This window comes from Nannocystis pusilla (assembly GCF_026626665.1).
Lineage (GTDB): Bacteria > Myxococcota_A > Polyangia > Nannocystales > Nannocystaceae > Nannocystis > Nannocystis pusilla.
The window spans coordinates 7,121,449-7,139,131 of sequence record NZ_JAPNKE010000002.1; the positions used below are offsets into that span (position 1 = coordinate 7,121,449).

At 72.2% G+C, this 17,683-nt stretch carries 16 protein-coding genes and 1 pseudogene; 8 read left to right on the forward strand and 9 right to left on the reverse strand.

Annotation, left to right across the window (positions count from 1 at the left end):
• Nucleotides 1-17: 17 nt before the first annotated feature.
• The 7 genes from OV079_RS31420 to OV079_RS31450 form a co-directional block, all read right to left on the reverse strand.
• Nucleotides 18-869: a TolC family protein gene (locus OV079_RS31420; protein ID WP_267772774.1), complete on the reverse strand. Its 852-nt coding sequence runs from the start codon at nucleotides 867-869 to the stop codon at nucleotides 18-20.
• A 714-nt stretch (nucleotides 870-1,583) separates the two neighbouring features.
• Nucleotides 1,584-2,717 (reverse strand): efflux RND transporter permease subunit, encoded by a 1,134-nt coding sequence (locus OV079_RS31425; RefSeq protein ID WP_267778692.1) that lies wholly within the window; start codon nucleotides 2,715-2,717, stop codon nucleotides 1,584-1,586.
• On the reverse strand, nucleotides 2,600-4,630 hold the full coding sequence (locus OV079_RS31430; protein WP_267772776.1) for an efflux RND transporter permease subunit: 2,031 nt from the start codon (nucleotides 4,628-4,630) through the stop codon (nucleotides 2,600-2,602). Before OV079_RS31430 ends, OV079_RS31425 begins: the two co-directional genes overlap by 118 nt.
• 7 nt (nucleotides 4,631-4,637) lie before the next feature.
• Nucleotides 4,638-5,339 (reverse strand): efflux RND transporter periplasmic adaptor subunit, encoded by a 702-nt coding sequence (locus tag OV079_RS31435; RefSeq protein ID WP_267772777.1) that lies wholly within the window; start codon nucleotides 5,337-5,339, stop codon nucleotides 4,638-4,640.
• 800 nt (nucleotides 5,340-6,139) lie between these two features.
• A complete protein-coding gene (locus OV079_RS31440; protein ID WP_267772778.1) occupies nucleotides 6,140-6,412 on the reverse strand; it encodes a CAP domain-containing protein in 273 nt (90 codons plus the stop codon).
• On the reverse strand, nucleotides 6,391-6,687 hold the full coding sequence (locus OV079_RS31445) for a hypothetical protein (protein WP_267772779.1): 297 nt from the start codon (nucleotides 6,685-6,687) through the stop codon (nucleotides 6,391-6,393). The genes OV079_RS31440 and OV079_RS31445 overlap by 22 nt, the downstream gene beginning before the upstream one ends.
• A gap of 531 nt (nucleotides 6,688-7,218) precedes the next feature.
• Nucleotides 7,219-8,391, reverse strand: coding sequence for a serine hydrolase domain-containing protein (locus OV079_RS31450; protein ID WP_267772780.1), 1,173 nt, complete (start codon nucleotides 8,389-8,391; stop codon nucleotides 7,219-7,221).
• Nucleotides 8,392-8,886: 495 nt separating this feature from the next.
• Between OV079_RS31450 and OV079_RS31455 the strand changes: the two genes are divergently transcribed.
• Together OV079_RS31455 and OV079_RS31460 are read left to right on the forward strand one after the other, a co-directional pair.
• Nucleotides 8,887-9,786, forward strand: a complete 900-nt coding sequence (locus OV079_RS31455) for a DUF1554 domain-containing protein (RefSeq protein WP_267772782.1) — start codon at nucleotides 8,887-8,889, stop codon at nucleotides 9,784-9,786.
• Between the two features lie 371 nt (nucleotides 9,787-10,157).
• Nucleotides 10,158-10,829: a PfkB family carbohydrate kinase gene (locus tag OV079_RS31460; protein WP_267772784.1), complete on the forward strand. Its 672-nt coding sequence runs from the start codon at nucleotides 10,158-10,160 to the stop codon at nucleotides 10,827-10,829.
• A gap of 41 nt (nucleotides 10,830-10,870) precedes the next feature.
• On the opposite strand, the gene OV079_RS31465 is transcribed toward OV079_RS31460, so the two are convergent.
• Nucleotides 10,871-11,596, reverse strand: a complete 726-nt coding sequence (locus tag OV079_RS31465; RefSeq protein WP_267772785.1) for a substrate binding domain-containing protein — start codon at nucleotides 11,594-11,596, stop codon at nucleotides 10,871-10,873.
• A gap of 35 nt (nucleotides 11,597-11,631) precedes the next feature.
• A pseudogene (locus OV079_RS58920) lies at nucleotides 11,632-11,865 on the reverse strand (helix-turn-helix domain-containing protein); the annotation flags it as partial.
• Between the two features lie 146 nt (nucleotides 11,866-12,011).
• Here OV079_RS58920 and OV079_RS31470 point away from each other — a divergent pair.
• The 6 genes from OV079_RS31470 (at nucleotide 12,012) to OV079_RS31495 (ending at nucleotide 17,657) form a co-directional block, all read left to right on the forward strand.
• A complete protein-coding gene (locus tag OV079_RS31470) occupies nucleotides 12,012-13,388 on the forward strand; it encodes a DUF1585 domain-containing protein (RefSeq protein WP_267772786.1) in 1,377 nt (458 codons plus the stop codon).
• A gap of 13 nt (nucleotides 13,389-13,401) precedes the next feature.
• Nucleotides 13,402-14,031, forward strand: a complete 630-nt coding sequence (locus OV079_RS31475) for a hypothetical protein (RefSeq protein WP_267772788.1) — start codon at nucleotides 13,402-13,404, stop codon at nucleotides 14,029-14,031.
• Nucleotides 14,032-14,050: 19 nt separating this feature from the next.
• Nucleotides 14,051-15,535, forward strand: a complete 1,485-nt coding sequence (locus tag OV079_RS31480; protein ID WP_267772790.1) for a DUF1501 domain-containing protein — start codon at nucleotides 14,051-14,053, stop codon at nucleotides 15,533-15,535.
• Nucleotides 15,536-15,672: 137 nt separating this feature from the next.
• Nucleotides 15,673-15,897, forward strand: a complete 225-nt coding sequence (locus tag OV079_RS31485; protein WP_267772791.1) for a plant Invertase/pectin methylesterase inhibitor family protein — start codon at nucleotides 15,673-15,675, stop codon at nucleotides 15,895-15,897.
• Between the two features lie 186 nt (nucleotides 15,898-16,083).
• Nucleotides 16,084-17,091 carry a DUF4003 family protein gene (locus OV079_RS31490; protein WP_267772792.1) on the forward strand — a complete coding sequence of 336 codons (1,008 nt, stop codon included), beginning with the start codon at nucleotides 16,084-16,086 and terminating at the stop codon, nucleotides 17,089-17,091.
• A 203-nt stretch (nucleotides 17,092-17,294) separates the two neighbouring features.
• The gene (locus OV079_RS31495) at nucleotides 17,295-17,657 is read left to right on the forward strand and encodes a SpoIIAA family protein (RefSeq protein WP_267772794.1); all 363 of its coding nucleotides are present in this window, start codon (nucleotides 17,295-17,297) and stop codon (nucleotides 17,655-17,657) included.
• Nucleotides 17,658-17,683 lie beyond the last annotated feature (26 nt).

A 17,683-nucleotide genomic window follows, 5' to 3' on the forward strand; every position in this document is an offset into this window, starting at 1 on the left:
CCTGATCATCACGTCAGTCACTCCTCAGTCAAACTCGCCGACCTCGACCACGCGCCGGACCTCGAGCTCCGCCAGGCGCGCGGCCACTGCCGTTGCAGGTCGCGCAGCCGCATGTCGCGGACGCTGAGGCTCGCGTCCACCAGTTCGAACGCGCTCAGGCGACCGTTCTGATAGCCGGCCTGGGCCTGCAGCTGCAGCGCGTCCGCGGCCCCGCGGCTCATCTCCACGTGGCGCAGCGACACCTCGTGGCGCTCGCGCGCCACCGCGTGCGTCGCCTGCAGCCGCTGTTCCGCCGCCAGCACCATCGTCCGCGCCGCGCTGTCGGCCGCGCGCACCTCCGCCCGCGCGCGGTCGATGAAGCCTTGCCCGCGCGACAGGATCGGCAGCGGGATCGACACGCCCCCGCCGACGTCGACCTGCCCCGGACCCTGGCCGAAGCCCGCCGCCACCCGCAGGCCGATGCCCGGGAACACCTCGCGGCGGGCCACCTTCACCCCCGCGCGCGCCCCCGCCACGCGGGCCTGCGCCGCCGCCAGATCGGGCCGCTCCGCCAGCATGCGCGCGCGCAGCTCCTCGTAGCCGTCCAGCTCGGGCCGCGTGAACAGATCGATCTGCGGCGCCCCGTGCAGCCGCGGCGCCAGCGGCCCGACCGCCACGTCGAGCTCGCCGCGCGCCTCCGTCACGCCCGCCTCGGCGCTGCGCATCTCCGCCTCGACCGCCATCACCTCGAGCGCGATCCGGGTCGCGTCGTACTTCGGCGTCACCCCGCCCGCCACCCGCGTGGCGACGATGCGCTCGCTCTCTCGCAGGTCCTCGAGCGCGTCGCCGTGGATCTCCACCGCCTGGCGCGCGCCGGCCAGGCCGATCATCGCCCGCTCGACCTCGAGCTCGAGCCCTCGCAGCAGCCGCTGGCTGTCGGCCTCGACCGCCCGCTGCTCGTGCCGCGCCGCCTCGCCGCGCGCGCGGGGCCCCGCTCAGCGGCAGCCATTGACCCACCCCGACCACGAACGCGCCGACGCGGTCGTACGACGTCGAGCGCACGCCGAGGAAGTAGTCGGCGTTGACGACCGGGTTCTCCCACAGGCGCGCCGCCACGCGGGTCGCCGCCGCCGCGTCGACCCGCGCCGACGCGTAGTCGCGCAGCGGATGGCCCTCGCGCATCGCCGCGACCGCCTGCGCCAGGCTGAACCCCGGCTCCCTCACGTCCGCCCGCGCGCGAGCCTCGACCGTCTCGCCCCGCGGCGCCTCCTCGACCGCGACCGGCTCGACGCGCGCCAAGTCCCTCGCCGCGCTCCGGACCGCGAGCGCCCGCCCCTCGACCGCCTCGCCCCGCGGCGCCTCCGCGACCGCCACCGGCGTCGCCAGCCACGCCCCCAGCACCCACGCGATCACGGCTCGCCTCCTTCGCGCCGCGGCGCGCCCGCGATCGCCACCGGCGTCACCACCCACGCGAGCACGGCTCGCCTCCTCCGCGCCGCGGCGCGTCCGCGATCGCCACCGGCGTCACCACCCACCCGATCACGGCTCGCCTCCTCCGCGCCGCGGCGCGCCCGCGATCGCCACCGGCGTCACCACCCACGCGATCACGGCTCGCCTCCTTCGCGCCGCGCATCGCCGCGATACAGCAGCGGCAGCAGCACCAGCATCACCGGCGTCGCCACCAGCAGCCCCGACACGATTGCGATCGCGAACGGCCGCTGCGTCTCGCTGCCCATCGCGTGGCTGAGGGCAGCCGGCACCAGCCCGAGCAGCGCCAGCGCCGTCGTCAGCAGGACCGGGCGCAGGGCCGCGCGCGGCCCCTCGATCGCCGCCGAGCCGCGGTCCTCCGCCGCCGCGCGATCGATCGCCCCGCACAGCACCACCCCCGACAGCACCACCTGCCCGAGCAGCGCGATGCAGCCGACCGCGCTGCTGACCGAGAACAGCTCGCCCGCCAGGCGCAGCCCCGCGACCGCGCCGAAGCACGCCAGCGGCAGGAACGCCGCGATGATCAACGTCGGGCGCAGGCGGCCGAAGTTGAGGAACAGGATCCCGAGGATCGCCGCCAGCGCGGCCGGGAACGACAGCGCCAGCCGGCGCATCGCCCGGTCCTGATTCTTGAACTCGCCGCTCCACACCAGCTGCAGGCCCTCGCCCAGGGGCACCTCGCCGACCGCCGCCTGCGCCTCCTTCACCGTGCTGCCGAGGTCGCGGCCGCGGACGTTGAACTTGACCGCCACGAAGCGCGTGAAGTCTTCGCGCCAGATCGCCGCGCGCCCCGGCCCGAGCGAGATCGTCGCCACCTCGCCGAGCGTCACCCCGCGGTCCGGCTCCGACACCACCAGCCGGCGCAGCGCCGCCGGGTCGGCGCGCACGTCGTCCGGCAGGCGCAGGGCCACCCCGTGGCGCCGCTCGCCGTCCCACACCTCCGTCGCCACCGCGCTGCCGAGCGCCACGCGGATCGTCGTCTGCACGTCTTCGACCGCCAGCCCGCGGCGGGCCAGCGCCTCGCGGTCGAGCTCGATGCGCAGCTGCGGCACGCTGCCGGCCTGGTACAGCGCCAGGTCGGCCACCCCCGGCACCGCGGACAGGCGCTCGCGCAACGCGTCCGCGGCCGTCGTCATCGCCGCCAGGTCCTGGCCGCGGACCTTGAGCACGACCTGACCGATGATGCCCGAGATCGTCTCGAACACGCGGTCGGTGATCGGCTGCGAGAAGTTGAGCTCGACCCCCGGCAGGTCGGCCAGGTGCGCGCGCAGCTCGGCCTCGAGGCTGCGGCGCGACGCCCGCGGCGCCACTGCGACTCGGGCGCCAGGTTGACGAAGAACTCGGCGTTGTTGGGCCCCTCGGCCTGGGTCGCGTCCTCGGGCCGGCCGATGTGCGTCAGCACGTCGGTGACCTCCGGCAGCCCCAGCATCGCCGCGCGCATCTCGGTGACGTGGCGGCGCGTCTCGTCGAGCGCGATCGTCGAGGGGAACACCGCCGTCACGTAGAACCCGCCCTCGTTGAGCTCCGGCAGGAACTCGCTGCCGATCCCGCGGGCGTACAGCCCGAGGCCGACGGTCAGCCCCAGCAGCAGCGCCAGCGCGGCCCGGCGCAGTCGCAGCAGCCGGCCGAGTCCTGCCCCGTAGACCCGCGCGAGCGCCGAGATCCACCGCGGCGGCGCCCCGTCGACTCGCCCGCGCAGCAGCGCCCGCTCGAGCGCCGGCACCACCAGCGCCGCCGACAGCAGCGCGCCGAGCAGCGCGAACCCGTAGGTGTAGGCCATCGGCGCGAAGATGCGGCCCTCGACCCGCTCGAGCGTGAAGATCGGGATCAACGCGGCGATGATGATGAGCAGCGCCAGCGCCACCGCGCGGGCCACCCCGCCGGCCGCGGCCTCGATCACCGCGGCCCGCTCGCCCTTCGGCTGGTGGTGGATCGCGTGCAGCGTCGCCTCGAGCAGCACGATCGCCCCGTCGACCAGGATCCCGAAGTCGATCGCGCCGAGCGAGATCAGGTTGGCCGGCAGCCCCATCCAGCGCAGGCCGATGAACGCGGTCAGCATCGACAGCGGCACCACCACCGCGATGATGAGCACCCCGCGCCATGTCCGAAGGAACAGGTAAACGACCGCCAGGACCAGCAGCGCGCCCTCGAGCAGGTTCTTGCCGACGGTCCCGAGCGTCGCCTCGACCAGGTTCGTGCGGTCGTAGAACGTGTCGATGCGGACGTCCTGCGGCAGCACCTCGCTATTGAGCTCGTCGACCCGCGCGTGCAAGGCCCCCAGCACCACGCTCGGGTTCTCCCCGCGGCGCAGCAGCACGATCCCCTCGACCACCTCGTCGACCGCCCCGCGACCCACGCTCCCGCGCCGCGGCGTCGAGCCCTCGACCAGCGTCGCCACGTCCTGCACGCGCACCGGCACCCCGCCCTGCTCGCGCACCACCGCCAGGCCGAGCTCGGTCGGCGAATCGATCGCCCCCAGGCCGCGGACCACGAACTCCTGCGCGCCGATGCCGACGTAGCCGCCGCCGGCGTTGGCGTTGCTGCGGGCCAGAGCGTCGTGGACCTCGGCCACCGACACGTCCGCGGCGGCCAGGCGCGCCGGGTCGATGCGGACCTGGAACTGGCGCTCGAACCCGCCGAACGTCACCACGTCCGCGACCCCCGGCACCGCCCGCAGGCGCCGCTCGACCACGAAGTCCTGCAGCGCCCGCAGCTCGCGGAGGCTGCGATCGCCGCGCAGCGTGTAGCGGTAGATCTGGCCGACCGGCGTCGCCTGCGGCCCCATCTCCGCCTCCGCGCCGGCCGGCAGCTCCGCCCCGCGCAGGCGGTCCGCCACCAGAGTGCGCAGCTCGAAGTCCGACGTGCCCTCGGCGAACGTCAGCGTCACCAGCGACAGCCCGAACACCGACACCGAGCGCAGGTCGATCAGGTGCGGCGTGCCGGCGAACGCTCGCTCGAGCTCCAGCGTCACCCGGCGCTCGACCTCCTCTGCCGCCTGGCCGGGGTAGATCCCCACCACCTCGACCATCGGGTCGGTCACGTCCGGGAACGCCTCGATCGGCAGCTCGCGCAGCGCCGTCCACCCGTACAGCGCCAGCATCATCGCCCCGGCCAGCACCAGCGGCCAGCGGCGGACGGCGAAGCAGCTCAGCGCGGCGAACATGCGGGCCTCACAGCAGGCGGTCCAGCTCGCCGTCGAGCAGCACGGCCTGCTGCACCACGACCTCGTCGCCCGGCGTCAGGCCGTCGACGATCTGCACCTTCTCGCCGAAGCGGGCCCCGAGCGCGACCGTGCGGCGCTCGAGCAGCCGCTCGCCGCGGACCACGAACACCACCAGCGCGTCGCGGCGCAGCAGCACCGCGCTGCGCGGCACCACCAGCGTCTCGTCGCCGCGCACCGTCGCCCGCACGCGCACCGCCATCTGCCCGCGCAGCCGCGGGTCGGGGGCCTTCGGCATGCACACCGCCACCGCGGTGCGGGTCGCCCGGTCGAGCGTCTGCACCACCTGCACCAGCCTGCCGGCGAACCGCTCCGCCCCGAGCGCCGGCACCGAGAACGTGCAATCGGCCCCCTCGCGCACCGCCGCCGCCTCGTGCTCGGGGAACGCCGCGGTGGCGATCAGCCGCACCGCGTCGCCGATCAAGAACGCCGGGTCGTCGTCCTCAGGGGTGACGCGCTCGCCCGGGTCGAGGGTGCGCAGCAGCACCTGCCCGTCGGCGCTCGCGCGCAGGATGAAGCGGTCCGCGCCCTGGTGGTCGGCCTGGACCGCCCGCAGGCTCTCGCGCACCCCGCGGAGCTCCGCCTCGCCGGCCGCCAGCCCCGCCTCCGCCTCGACCAGCTCGCGCGGCGACGCGGCCCCCTGCGTGACCAACTTTAAAACGCGTCACCGCGTCGCGTTGCGCCGACAGCGTCGCGGTCAGCCGTCGCACCTCGCTGCGCAGCCGCGCCACCTCGCCGCTGCGCAGCGTCGCCAGCGGCTCGTTCGTCCGCACCTGCGCCCCCGCGGCCACGTGCACCGCCTCGACGTAGGCCGGGAACGGCACCCGCACCGCGTACGCCGCGTCGGGCGCGAACTCGAGGTGCCCGACCCCTTCGATCTCCGCGGTGACGTCGCTGCGCTCCGCCCGGGCAGTCGCCAGCCGCGGCCACAGATCGGCGCGCACGCGCATGTGCCCCTCGTCCGCCAGCGTGTACGGCGGCTCCTGCGGCGCCGCCGGCTGCGTCGCAGGAGCGACACAACCGACCGCGAGCACCGCGATGATTCCGGAGACCTGAAGGAGCCGCACGGCCCGCGACCATGACACCCCCCGCGCCCGTACACCGTTACGCCCGGGTTAAATGGTTGAAAGGCGGCGACCTCGTCCTCACCCCGACACCACTCTCGGCTCGCGTCCCTCGCATCACGCTCCGCGACCTCGGAGCCGACCGACGCCGAATTCTGGCCACAGGACTCAGAGATCGGGTGACGACAACCACTGCGAACACCCGGCCACGTCGTTTCGCCTCCCCTTGTTCCGGGCCCCCGAGCCTCGCTCTCCGCGATGCTCGAGGCCGCGGCGCTCGGGGCCCCGCTCGACCACCTCGACACGCATCACATTGTCCCGAACCCGCACCAGAGCGCGGCGGACGAGCCCCTCGAAGGCCAGCCGGGCGTCGCTGTCCGCGAGGATGTCAGTTCCTGCCGAAGTCCTGCGTCCAGTAATATTTGAAGGGCGCGCTCTTGGCATAATAGTAGCCGACGCCGAGGTGGGTAAAAATGCCGTTCATGATGTTGTTGCAGTGGCCGGTGCTGGCCATCCAGGCGTCGACGACCTGGGCGGCCGTCGAGTAGCCGCCGGCGATGTTCTCGCCGGCGGCCGTCCACGCGTAGCCGGCGGCGGAGATCCGCTCGGTGAAGGTCGAGCCGTCCGAGCCGGTGTGGCTCATGACGTCGTTGACCCCCATGTCCTTCGAGTGATTGCGGGCAGCGCAGCGAGCTGCGCCTGACCGGCGACAGGCGGCACGGGCGGCATGCTGACGCCGCCGCACACCGCCCCCGCCGCGCGCCATTGATTGACGAGAGCGAGCACCTGCTCCTCCGCCGCGGCCCAGGCCGGCTTCCAGTTGTTGTCGCTGCACGCGAACGAGGGATCGGCCGCGTCGGTGAGCGCGTCGATGCCGAGCTCCGCGAGCTCGCTGGAATCGAGGCCGATGCCGATGACGCCCTCGCCGACCTGCATCGGTGTTTCGTCGTCGACGTCGCAAGCGACGACTGCAATGAAAACGAGGAGGGCGAGAATGCGCGGAGTGTCGTACATCATTTGCATCATCACGCAGCACACGCTCGACGTCGATGGTGTGCGTCGGCCGCCGCGCCCACGATCGCGCCCCGGCGATCGCGCCGGCGCTCAAACGGCGCCACACCCCGAGCTGGCTGCCAAATGTGTCTTTTAAGACATATCATGATAAGTTCGTCACCCCGCCTCCAATTGCGCATCGCAGATGCAGGTGCCGGGCGCCGGCAATCTTACATCGGAGCCCGGACGAGGCGATGTGCATGTGCGCGTCGGTACCGTGATTCAGCACCCGGAACGGCGACGCCGGCGCGCATCCCTTCAGCCCTCGCGTACAGGAGCCGACGCTCCCCGCGCTCCGAGGTCGGCGATCCGGCGCGCATCGACACCAACGCGCCAACCGCCACCACTGCACGCCCGCTCTCGCGGGACCGTCACGCCGACCTCGCTCATCCCGCGAGCTCGACTCGCGCACCCCTATCCGCCGCGCCCCGCCTGCACGAGCGCCCACAGCCCCGCCTCTGCCGGTCGCTCGTCGTTGAACATCACCGCCACGAACGCAGGCTCCGCCGGCAGGTACGCCACGATCGCCCGCGCCCCGAGGGCTCCCCCGCTGTGCCCGACCATCCGCCCCGGCCCGCCCGGCACTTTTTCATAAAACATCATCCCTCGCCCGTAGCGCAGCGAAGGATCGTCGAACATCGGCGCCATGTCTTCCAGCATCCGCGTCACCGTCGGCGCCGTCACCAGCCGCCCCGACAGCACCGCGTGCAGCACTCGCACCAGATCGCCCGCCCCCGCGGCGATCGAGCCCGCCCCGTGCGGCGCCTCGTAGTGCGTATCCGCCGGCAGCGGCGCCCGGTCCTTGTGCCCGCGCACCAGGCCCGCGACCGCCACCCCGGCCTGCTGCCCCACAAGCCCGCGCAGCTCGAGCGGCCCGGCGATCTCCGCCGCGATCACCTCCGCCAGCGCCATATCGTGACAGCGCTCGACGATGAGCCCCAGCATCACGTACCCCGTATTCGAGTAGGCCCACGTCGCCCCGGGGCAGAACAGATTCGCGTGCTCCGCCGCCGTCGCCACCAGCGACTCCGGCGTATGCGCCTCCGCCAGCTCGTGATCGAAGGTCGACCCACTATTAAAACTGTAGACCCCGCCGGTGTGCGTCAGCAGGTGATCGATCGTGATCTGGGAGCTCCCCGGAGAGCGCGGGAACCACCGCGCGATCGGCTCGTCCAGTCGCAGCCGCCCGCGCTCGACCAATCGCAGCACCAGCGTCGCGGTCACCAGCTTGCCGATGCTGCACGCCTGGAACTTCGCGTCCGCCGTCACCGGCGTCGCCGGCTCCGTGCACGCCAGCCCGCGCGTCGCCGACCACAGGCCCGCCCCCGGCATCGCGTAGGCCGCCGACATCGCCGGCGCCTGCGACTTCGCCAGCACCTCGTCGAGCGCCGCCTCCAGCCGCTCCGTCAGCGCCGGCGCCAGCGCCCCGTCGATCGCCCCGCGCTGCCGCCCGTCGAGGACGTCGGCCGCCACGTCGAGCCGCGGCGCCCCGACGTAGTCCACCGAACGCCGACACGCCGGATCGCGCGGATCGGGTCGACACCCCGCCAGCGCGACCAGCCCCAACCACTGCCGCCGCGACCACATCACGCCCTCGACCTCTCGCCCGTCATGCTCGATTTATTAAAAGGTCCAGCCACCTCCGAGCATTGTCAATTGGGCCGCGCACGACCTCGCCCATTCACAGCAATGCGTTTTCGCATCGCCGTTCACGGCTTCGCTTGCAAGCGCACCCGCACGCTCCCCGCGACCGCGCCCCAGCAACCACGTGGCGCCCTCCCGCCTTCGACTCCGACGAACTCCCCACCCCACGAGCTCCCGCTGCCTGCGCGCCGGCAGCCCCGTGATGCCCTCCGCGCCTCGACGCGCCAGGGCAGAATCACCACACTGCTCCGCGGACCGTATCGCCCCGGCCATCCGGCTTTTCCTGTCTCTCGGGTCATGTCACCATCGACCCCCGGAGCCCGCCGCCAGGCCACCACCTGCGGGCGCTGCAGCCAGCGCGCCCGCCGCGGATCGGCGTCACAGCGGCCGTGTCCGCTGGACTCTCCGCGGACTCCGCGGCATGGTGCCCGGGTTCACATGAAAACCGCTCACACTTACAGCATTCGCCGCCCCGGTGCCGTCCTCGGCCTCACCCTCTCGCTCGTGATGTCCGCCTGCGGCAGCGACGGCGGTGCCAGCACCGGCTCGACCTCGGACACCAGCGCTGCCACCACGGATGGCACCGCCACCACCGCGCCCGCCACCGACTCCACCACCGCGCCCACCACCGCGCCCACCACCGACGCCACCACCACCGACACGCCCACTACGGGCACCTCGACCGACGCCACCACCGCCACGCCCTCCACCGACGCCTCGACCGACGCCACGACGACGACCACCACCGGCGGACCTGTCGAGCCCTCGATGAGCTTCTTCGTCTCGAGCACCGGGAGCCCGACGGGCAACCTCGGCGGTCTCGAGGGCGCCGACAAGCGCTGCCAGGATCTGGCCGACGCCGTCGGCGCGGGCGCCAAGACCTGGCACGCCTATCTCAGCGTCGAGAAGGGCCCGGACGACCAGCCGATCCACGCCAAGGATCGCATCGGTCAGGGCCCCTGGTACAACGCCGACCTCGTCTTGATCGCCGGCGACCTCACCGAGCTGCACGCCAAGGACGGCGACCCCGCGCTGTTCCTCGACGAGAACGGCGAGATGGTCCCGGGCCAGTGGGTCGGCTCGCCCATGCCCAACGAGCACGACATCCTCACCGGCACGAACAAGGACGGCACCGTCACTGCGGGCAAGACGTGCGCCGACTGGACCTCGGAAGATCCCGCCGTGTTCGCCCAGGTCGGCCACTCCGACGGCCTCGGCCCCATGGGCAACGACGCCGAACAATACCGCTCGTGGAACTCGGTCCACGAGAACGGCGGATGCCACGACACCGCCCCCAAGGGCGGAGCCGGCCGCGTCTACTGCTTCGCCATCGATTGACAGCCCGCGACCGCCCCACGCGGCTCGACTCGCCTCCGCCCATCCGCGGAGGCGAGTCGCCATACGACCTGACTGACGAATACGCCAACCCCGGGCCTGCCGCGCTCACCGCTCCGCGCACGGCTCCGATCCAGACGCCCTTCGCACGTGCGCCTCGGGACCGGGCCGCACATGTCGCTCGACGCTGACGCGAGTCTGGTCCACGATCGCCTCATGCGCGTCGCCGTCATCGGGCACATCGAGTGGATCGAGTTCGTGCGGGTCGCCCGGGTGCCGGCCGCGGGAGACATCGTCCACGCCCTCGACGCCTGGGAGGGCCCGGGAGGCGGCGGCGCGGTGGCGGCGGTGCAGCTCGCCCGCCTCGCCGGCGCATGCACTTTTTCACCGCGCTGGGCGACGACTCTCTCGGCACGCGCGCCCGCGCCGAGCTGTCCGCGCTGGGCCTGCAAATCGAAGCCGTCGTCCGCCCGATCCGCCAGCGCCGCGGCTTCACGTACGTCGACGACGCCGGCGAGCGCACGATCACCGTGATCGGCGGACGGCTCGCGCCCGAGGCCGCCGATCCGCTGGCGTGGGACCTGCTGGCCGCCGTCGACGCGGTCTACGTGACCGCCGGCGACCCCGACGCCCTGCGCCTCGCCCGGCGCGCGCGCAAGGTCGTGACGACCGCGCGGATCTTGCCGACCCTGCGCGCCGCCGGGATCGTGGTCGACGCGCTCGTCTGCAGCTCGCGCGACCCCGCCGAGCGCTACGCCGCCGGCGACCTCGACCCGGCGCCGCGGCTCGTCGTACGCACTGCCGGCAGCGCCGGAGGCAGCTACGAGGTCGACGGCGATTGTCGACAGTATGCGGCCGCCCCGCTGCCGGGGCCGGTGGTCGACGCCTACGGCTGCGGCGACTCCTTCGCCGCCGGTCTGACCTACGCCCTCGCCACCGGCGCGAGCGCGGACGAAGCCGTGCGCCTCGCCGCCCGTTGCGGCGCCGCAGCCCTGACCGGCCGCGGCCCCCACGACGGCCAGCTGCGCCGCGAAGACCTGCAGTGATCCTCGCCCCTCCCCGGCCCACGTGCCGCCGTCGACGCACGCTACGGCGCGGCGCGACGGGCCACCCCGCGCTTCGCCGGAGCCGCGAGTCGGGCCGCATCACGCTCCGCGGTGTAGCGCGCGACGTCCGTCAAGAATGCGCGCAGAACCGGGCTCTTGGCCCGCTCGGGCAGGAACAGCGCGATGATCGCGACCGTCGCGCCGATGTCGTCGGGCAGCACCCGCACCAGGGTCTTCGCCGCGAGGTCCTCGAACACCAGGTGCATCGGCAGCAGCGCGACGCCGAGCCCCTCCAGCGCCGTGATCCGCAACAGCGGCAGATCGTTGGTGACGAGCCACGGGCGCACGGGCAGCGACGTGCCGCGCAGCTGCGGCCACGTCATGAGCCCCTCCACCCCGCGCGGTCCGGAGAGCACCACGTGCTCCGCCAGATCTTGCGGCTTCGCGGGGGGCGAACGATCGGCCAAATAGGCCGGGCTGGCGACCGCGATGAATTGCGCCTCCCCGAGCTTGCGCCGCATCCACGGCAGCTCGGGCGGCGCCTCGGTGGTGACGATCGCGTCGAAGCGCCCCTCGACGAGATGCGGGCGCCGCTCGGTCACCACGATCTCGATCTCGACGGCCGGGTATTGCCGCTGCAAGCGTCCGAGCAAGTGCCCGATGAACGCGCCGCCGAGGCCGGCCGGCATGGCGAAGCGCAAATGTCCGCGTATTTGCCCCGCCTCGGCGCGGACCGAGTCCGAGATCGTGTGAAGGCTGGCGAGCAAACCCCTGCCTCCGCCGCGAGCCGGCGTCCCGCCCTGGTGAGCGTGAAAGTGCGCGTGTTCCTCTCGGCAAGGACGACATCCAGGTCTTGTTCGAGTCGAGCCAGGCGGCGGCTCACCGTGCTCCGGGGCACGCCGAGCTCGATCGCCGCGGCGGTCAGAGAGCCGGTGCGAGCGAGGACCAGGAGGGTCGGCAGGTTGGCGAGCAGGGCGTCCATGAACAACATTGTACTGGAGCATCGACGCACCACAGAAGCGCTTCGATGACGCATGGGTCGCTACTCGCCTCGTGGCATACTCTGAGCTCGGACGACCTTCCATGCCGGCGGCACGACCTCCCCACCTGAAACCGACCGTCTTCATCGTTCGCGCGCTGGCGAGGCACCTCGGGTGTCTCCTGGCGTTCGCCGGCGTCAGCGTGGCCGCCACCGAGGCCTGGGCCAGACCCACGGGCCCGCGCGCCTTCTGCGAGACCTACGCCGACGCGCCCGAGTGCATGGGTCGCAGCATCACGTGCAACAAGTGCCACCTGTCGACCCAGCCGGTCGCCTGGAACGCCTACGGCGGGGCGCTGTTCGCCGCGCTGAAGGGCGCCGAGTTCGACGCCAACATCGCCTCGGCGCTCCGCTCGATCGAGGGCGACGACAGCGACGGCGACGGCCTGAGCAACCGCGAGGAGATCGAGCTCGGCACCGATCCCGGCGATCCGCTGTCGCAATGGATGCCGCGGCCCACGCCCGAGGGGGCCGAGAACCCGAGCTTCGCGATCGGCGAGTACGACCCGGCCTTCGCCTTCAAGCGCGTGCGCCTGCTGTTCTGCGGCGCCTCTCCGTCGTACGACGAAACCAAGAAGTTCGCCGGGCTCGACGGCGGGGCCCAGCTCGCGGCGATCCACGACGCGCTCGCGGAGTGCCTCGAGTCCGACTTCTGGATCGACGAAGCGCTCAAGTCGCTCGCGCACCCGAAGATCCGCCCGGTCAAGGCCCTCGGCGCCGAGACCGACGTGCTCATCAACGGCTACAAGATCACCCTCGCCGACTACCAGTGGGACTACCGCCTCTGGCAGTACCTCCTCTCCGGCGACCGCGACGCCCGCGAGCTGCTCACCGCGCAATACCACATCAACCGCGACGACGCCGGCAACTGGAAGAAGACGGACGGCATCATCTCCAACCCGCCGATGGGGTTCGGCGGCGGCCAGCTGCTCGCGCCGGAGCACCGCGCCGGCATGCTGACGACCCAGTGGAACCTGCTGCTCAACATCATGTTCGCGGCGGTGCCCCGCGTCGCGGCCGGGCACGCCTACCGCGAATACCTCGGGCTCGACCTGTCGCTGAGCCAGGGCGTCAAGCCGGTCGAGGGCGAGCCGCTCGACATCGACGCCAAGGGCGTCGACGCGGCCGCGTGCGCCCAGTGTCACTCGACGCTCGACCCCCTCTCGTACGCGTTCGCCTACTACGAGGGCATCGACCTCAAGCACCTGAACCGCACCGGGACGTACCGCCTCGAGCGCCCGGCCGAGCGCATCCCGGGGTGGGACGAGGCGCAGCCGGAGTTCGTCGTCCTCGACAAGAAGGTCGACAACCTCGTCGAGCTCGCCCGCGAGATGTCGCTGTCGCGCGAGTTCCAGCGCAACCTCGCCAACGTGTTCTTCGTCTACGCCATCGGCCACGAGCCCCGGCCGGACGAGCTCGAAGAATTCGACGCGGTCTGGACCGCGCTGCCCGCCGACGGCTACTCGGCCAACCGCCTGCTGCACCGCCTCGTCGACACCGACGCCTTCGGGATCCCGTGAAAGGAGCACGACGATGATCACGCGCACTCTCCTTCATTCCCTCCTGCCGGCGCTGGTGCTCGCGAGCGGCTGTCGCGACGGCGGCAGCGGCGACGGCACCGGGGACACCGGCGCCGAAGAGGTCCAACGCGCCCAGCGCGGCGAGCTGCAGTGGAAGCGCAACGCGGCGCTCCAGCGCGACCTCATGCGCGCGCTCGAGCTGCCCGAGGACGGCGTGTGCAACGAGCTCGGTCGCGGCTCCTGCACCCGCGAGGTCCACCACATCGCCCTCGGCGCCGCCGACCCCCTGCGCATCGGCCTCTACGAGCCCTTGCCCGACACTCTGGTGTCGACGCCGATCGTGCTCGACCGCGTGGTCATGAGCGCCTGCGTCAACCGGGCGAACCTCGATCGCGGCGGCGCGCCGGTCGTCTTCACCGAGCTCGACTTCGGCGAGAAGGCCCCGGCCGAGGGCGACGAGGCCTTCACGGCCACGGTCACCGCGCTGTATCGCCGCCTGCTGTCGCGCGACCCGGAGCCCGACGAGCTGACGCTGCTCGGCGGCCTCGCCGTCGACGACGCCGGCGAGCCGGTCTCCGCCCACGACTTCGCCGTGCTGACCTGCTTCGCCATCGGCACCTCGAGCGAGTTCTTGTTCTTCTGAGCGACGGGAGCGAAAAGCCATGACCACCAACATCGGGCGACGACAGATGCTCCTGGCGATGGCCGGAGCGATGGGAACGACCGCGCTCGGCTCGGCGCTCGGCCGGGCCACCGAGCGCGAGGGCAGCACCGCCGACAAGGACCGCAAGCTGCTGTTCATCCTGTGCGCCACGGGCGGCGCGAGCATCGTCGACAGCTTCCTGCCGGTGACCCGCACCGAGGTCGACGACGACGCGCTGGCCGACACCCTGAACGTCTACGACGACGCCAAGATCATCACCCCGACCGGCAGCAACATCCGCTGCCCCGGCTACGTCGAGCCGGTCGGCCTGCTCGGCAACCTCTACGAGCTGGGCTTCAACCTCGACGGCTTCCTCGCCAAGCACCACCGATGGATGACGGTGCTGACGCAGGAATGTACCAGCGTCAACCATAACGTCGGCCAGTACCGCTCGGTGACCGGCGCCGGGATCAACCGCGGCCGCACGATCATGGAGGCCATGGCGCTCCGCCACGGCGAGGACCTGATCATCCCGAACTGCAACATGGCCAACGACGGGTACATCCAGCCGGGCATCGACGCCTCGCTCCCCGCGTTCGCGCAGGCCGAGATCATCGCCTCCCCGCTCGGCTTCGCGGCGGCGATGGACGGCGTCAAGGGCGTGCTCGGGGCCCCCGACCGCAAGCTGGTGGAGCGCGCGCGCGGCGTCCGCGAATCGCTCGACGACGCGTCGATGTTCGGCAAGACCTTCGCCGACAGCCCGAGGCGGCAGCGCTTCCTCGGCAACCGCCGCGAGGTGCAGCCGCGCCTCGAGGCGGCGCAGATGATGGACCGGCTGACCCTCCTGCCGCCCGAGCTGCTCGACCCCAAGTACGGCGTGATGTCGAGCCCGCTGCTGCCCACCCTCGCCAGCAAGTTCTCCAACTTGCTCGTCGATCCGTGGGAGTCCCAGGCGGCCCTGTCCGTGCTCCTGGCCTATTACGGCCTGTCGTGCGTCAGCACGATCGGCCTGCGCCAGGAGCCGACCTTCGGCAACGAGAAGCTGATCACCACCCCGATCGCCTTCGACTTCTCGCACAACGACCACCGCATGGCCCAGTACTTGATGTGGGGCCACGTCCTCAAGGCCGTCGACGCGCTGGTCGACCTCCTCCAGCAGCTCGACTACCTCGGCGATCCCGCGCTCGGCAAGATGTGGGACCGGTCGATGATCTACGTCGCCACCGAGTTCGGGCGCGACAAGACGCGGCCCGCCAAGGCGGAGTCGTGGGGCACCGGCCACTCGCTCAACAACGGCACGCTGATCGTCTCGCCGCTGCTCAAGGGCAACCGCGTGTTCGGCGGCATCGAGCCCTCGACCTGCGAGACCTACGGCTTCGACGGCAGCACGGGCGAGGCCACGCCGGGCCGCAATTGCTCCGAGAGCCACATCTACTCCGCGATCGCCCAGGCGCTCGACATCGAGTTCCCCGAGCGCATCGACATGTCCGCGCTGCTCGCCTGAGCTGCCGCACCGCCTCGGGCGTCGTGCACACGCATGCACGCGCGCCCGAGCGCGGCGACGGAGCATGTCCCGGAGGACAGATTCGACCGCCGTCCTCGCCTGCGCGGCGCCGCGGACGAGCGTGCTAGCATGACCGCATGAGCGTCATGAGCATCGAGCACATCGACAACCAGGAGGAGCGGCAGGACATCTGGCGCCGCGTCTACGCCCACGTGTTCGCCGCGGCCTTCATGCAGAGGCGCTCCGACCCGGGCAGCCTCTCCGAGCAGCCGCTGGATGAGCTCGCCCAGGAGGCCGCGGACCTGGCGATCGCCAACATCCCGACGACGAAGGCGGTCACGCTGGCGAGATCGATCGTCTAGCCGCGCGGCGTGTCCGTCGAACGCCTCCTTCATGTCGTCGCCTTTGCACGGTCCCGATCGCGCTCGCGGCCGGACGCCCCGCCCCGGGGTGACGGCTGTTCGCAATCACGCAGGTGTGCCCGGTCGCACGGCGCGGGCGGCTCGAGGGCCGGCCGCCGCGCGCCGGACGGAGGTACCCTCGCGCGCATGCCGTTTCGCGACCTCGATGGTGACACCGGCTTCGTGGTGCCGCCCGACCCCCTGGCGCGCTTCGACGAGCTGTTGACCGCGCTCGACGCCGGCCGCGGGTGGATGCAGGACAAGGTGGCGATCCGCCTCGCCGCGATCACCCTGCTCGTCACCCCGGGCGACGCCAAGCGGCTCGCCGCGTCCACCCGCACCGCCAGCGCGATCCTCGGCGAGCGGCTCAGGTGGTTCTCCGGCGTCGACGAGTCGGTCCGCCTCATCATCGCCGCCCAGTTGGTCAAGGCCGACGCGCACCCCGAGGAGTTCCTCGACGATCTCGAGCGCGTGCGCCAGATGTTCCGCGCCGACGGTCTGCGCCGCGGCGGCGTCTACGAGGTCCTCGCGGTGCTGGTGCTGCGCCGCCTGTTCGACCGGATCGAGCTCGAGCACGTGGAGCGCCTGCACGGCATCTACGAGGCGATGAAGGCCCACCACTGGTGGTTGACCGGACCCGAGGACTTCCCGGCCTGCGCCATGCTGGTCGGTCGCCCGGAGCAGCCCGCGGCGATCGGCGCCGGCACCGACGCGATCTACAAGGCCCTGCACGAGCAGGCCGGCCTGTCGCGCGGCGATCCCCTGCAGACCGCGGCCCACATCCTGTACCTCGGCGGCCTCGAGGCGCCGGTGATCGTCGAGCGCTTCAGCGCCCTGCTCGCAGCATTCCGGGCCACCGGCGCGAAGATCGGGACCGGCGAGTACGACGAGGTGGCGATCCTCAGCTTCGTCGCCCAGCCGGCCGCGACCATCGTCACCACCGTCCGCGAGCTCGCGGCCGGCCTGCGCGCCCGCCTCAAGTGGCTGAGCGAGCGCGACGCCCTCAGCCTCGGCGCCAACCTCGCGTTCGTCCGCCTCGTCGGCGCCTCCGGCGAGCTCGGCGCGCTGGCCGACGCCAAGCTGCTGCTCGACATGCAGACGATCGTCACGGCCCGCCAGGCCGCCTCGATCGCGGCGATGAGCGCAACGAACTGAGCAATACCCATCCGTGGATCTACCCGGTCGGCGACCCTGCCGGGCCCTCGGAGGAGCCGAGCCCGAACGACTCGGCGTATACGGCGATCGACGCCCGCGTCGGTCGCCCCACGACGACCGGTCGTCGCCTCGTAGTATAGTGCCCCCCAGTGACTGCACCGACCGCGAGCGGGACCATGCGACTGACGCGAGAGGGTGACGTCGTGCATCTGCAAATCAGCGGCGCGCTCGACCTCGAGCGGACCCGCCAGATGCTCGATCGCGCGGACCAGGTCTTGCGCGAGACGGGCCGCGCCTACTTGCTCGCCGATCTGACGCAACTCAGCGGCATCCCCCACGATTCGCGCCGCGCCATCGGCGAGTGGAACAAGACGCACGACGTCACCGCGGCCGCGCTGTACGGGGCCAACTTCGCCATGCGCACGGTGACGAGCCTGCTCTTTCAAGCGGTGCGGCTCATCGGCAACAAGCACTTCGAGCTGGAGTTCGCCCGCGACGAAGCCGCCGCGCGCCGCTGGATCGACGCCCATCGCGCCCGACAAAGTGGTCCGCCGGTCGACGCATGACGTCGCAGAGGCGCCTGCCCGAGGCC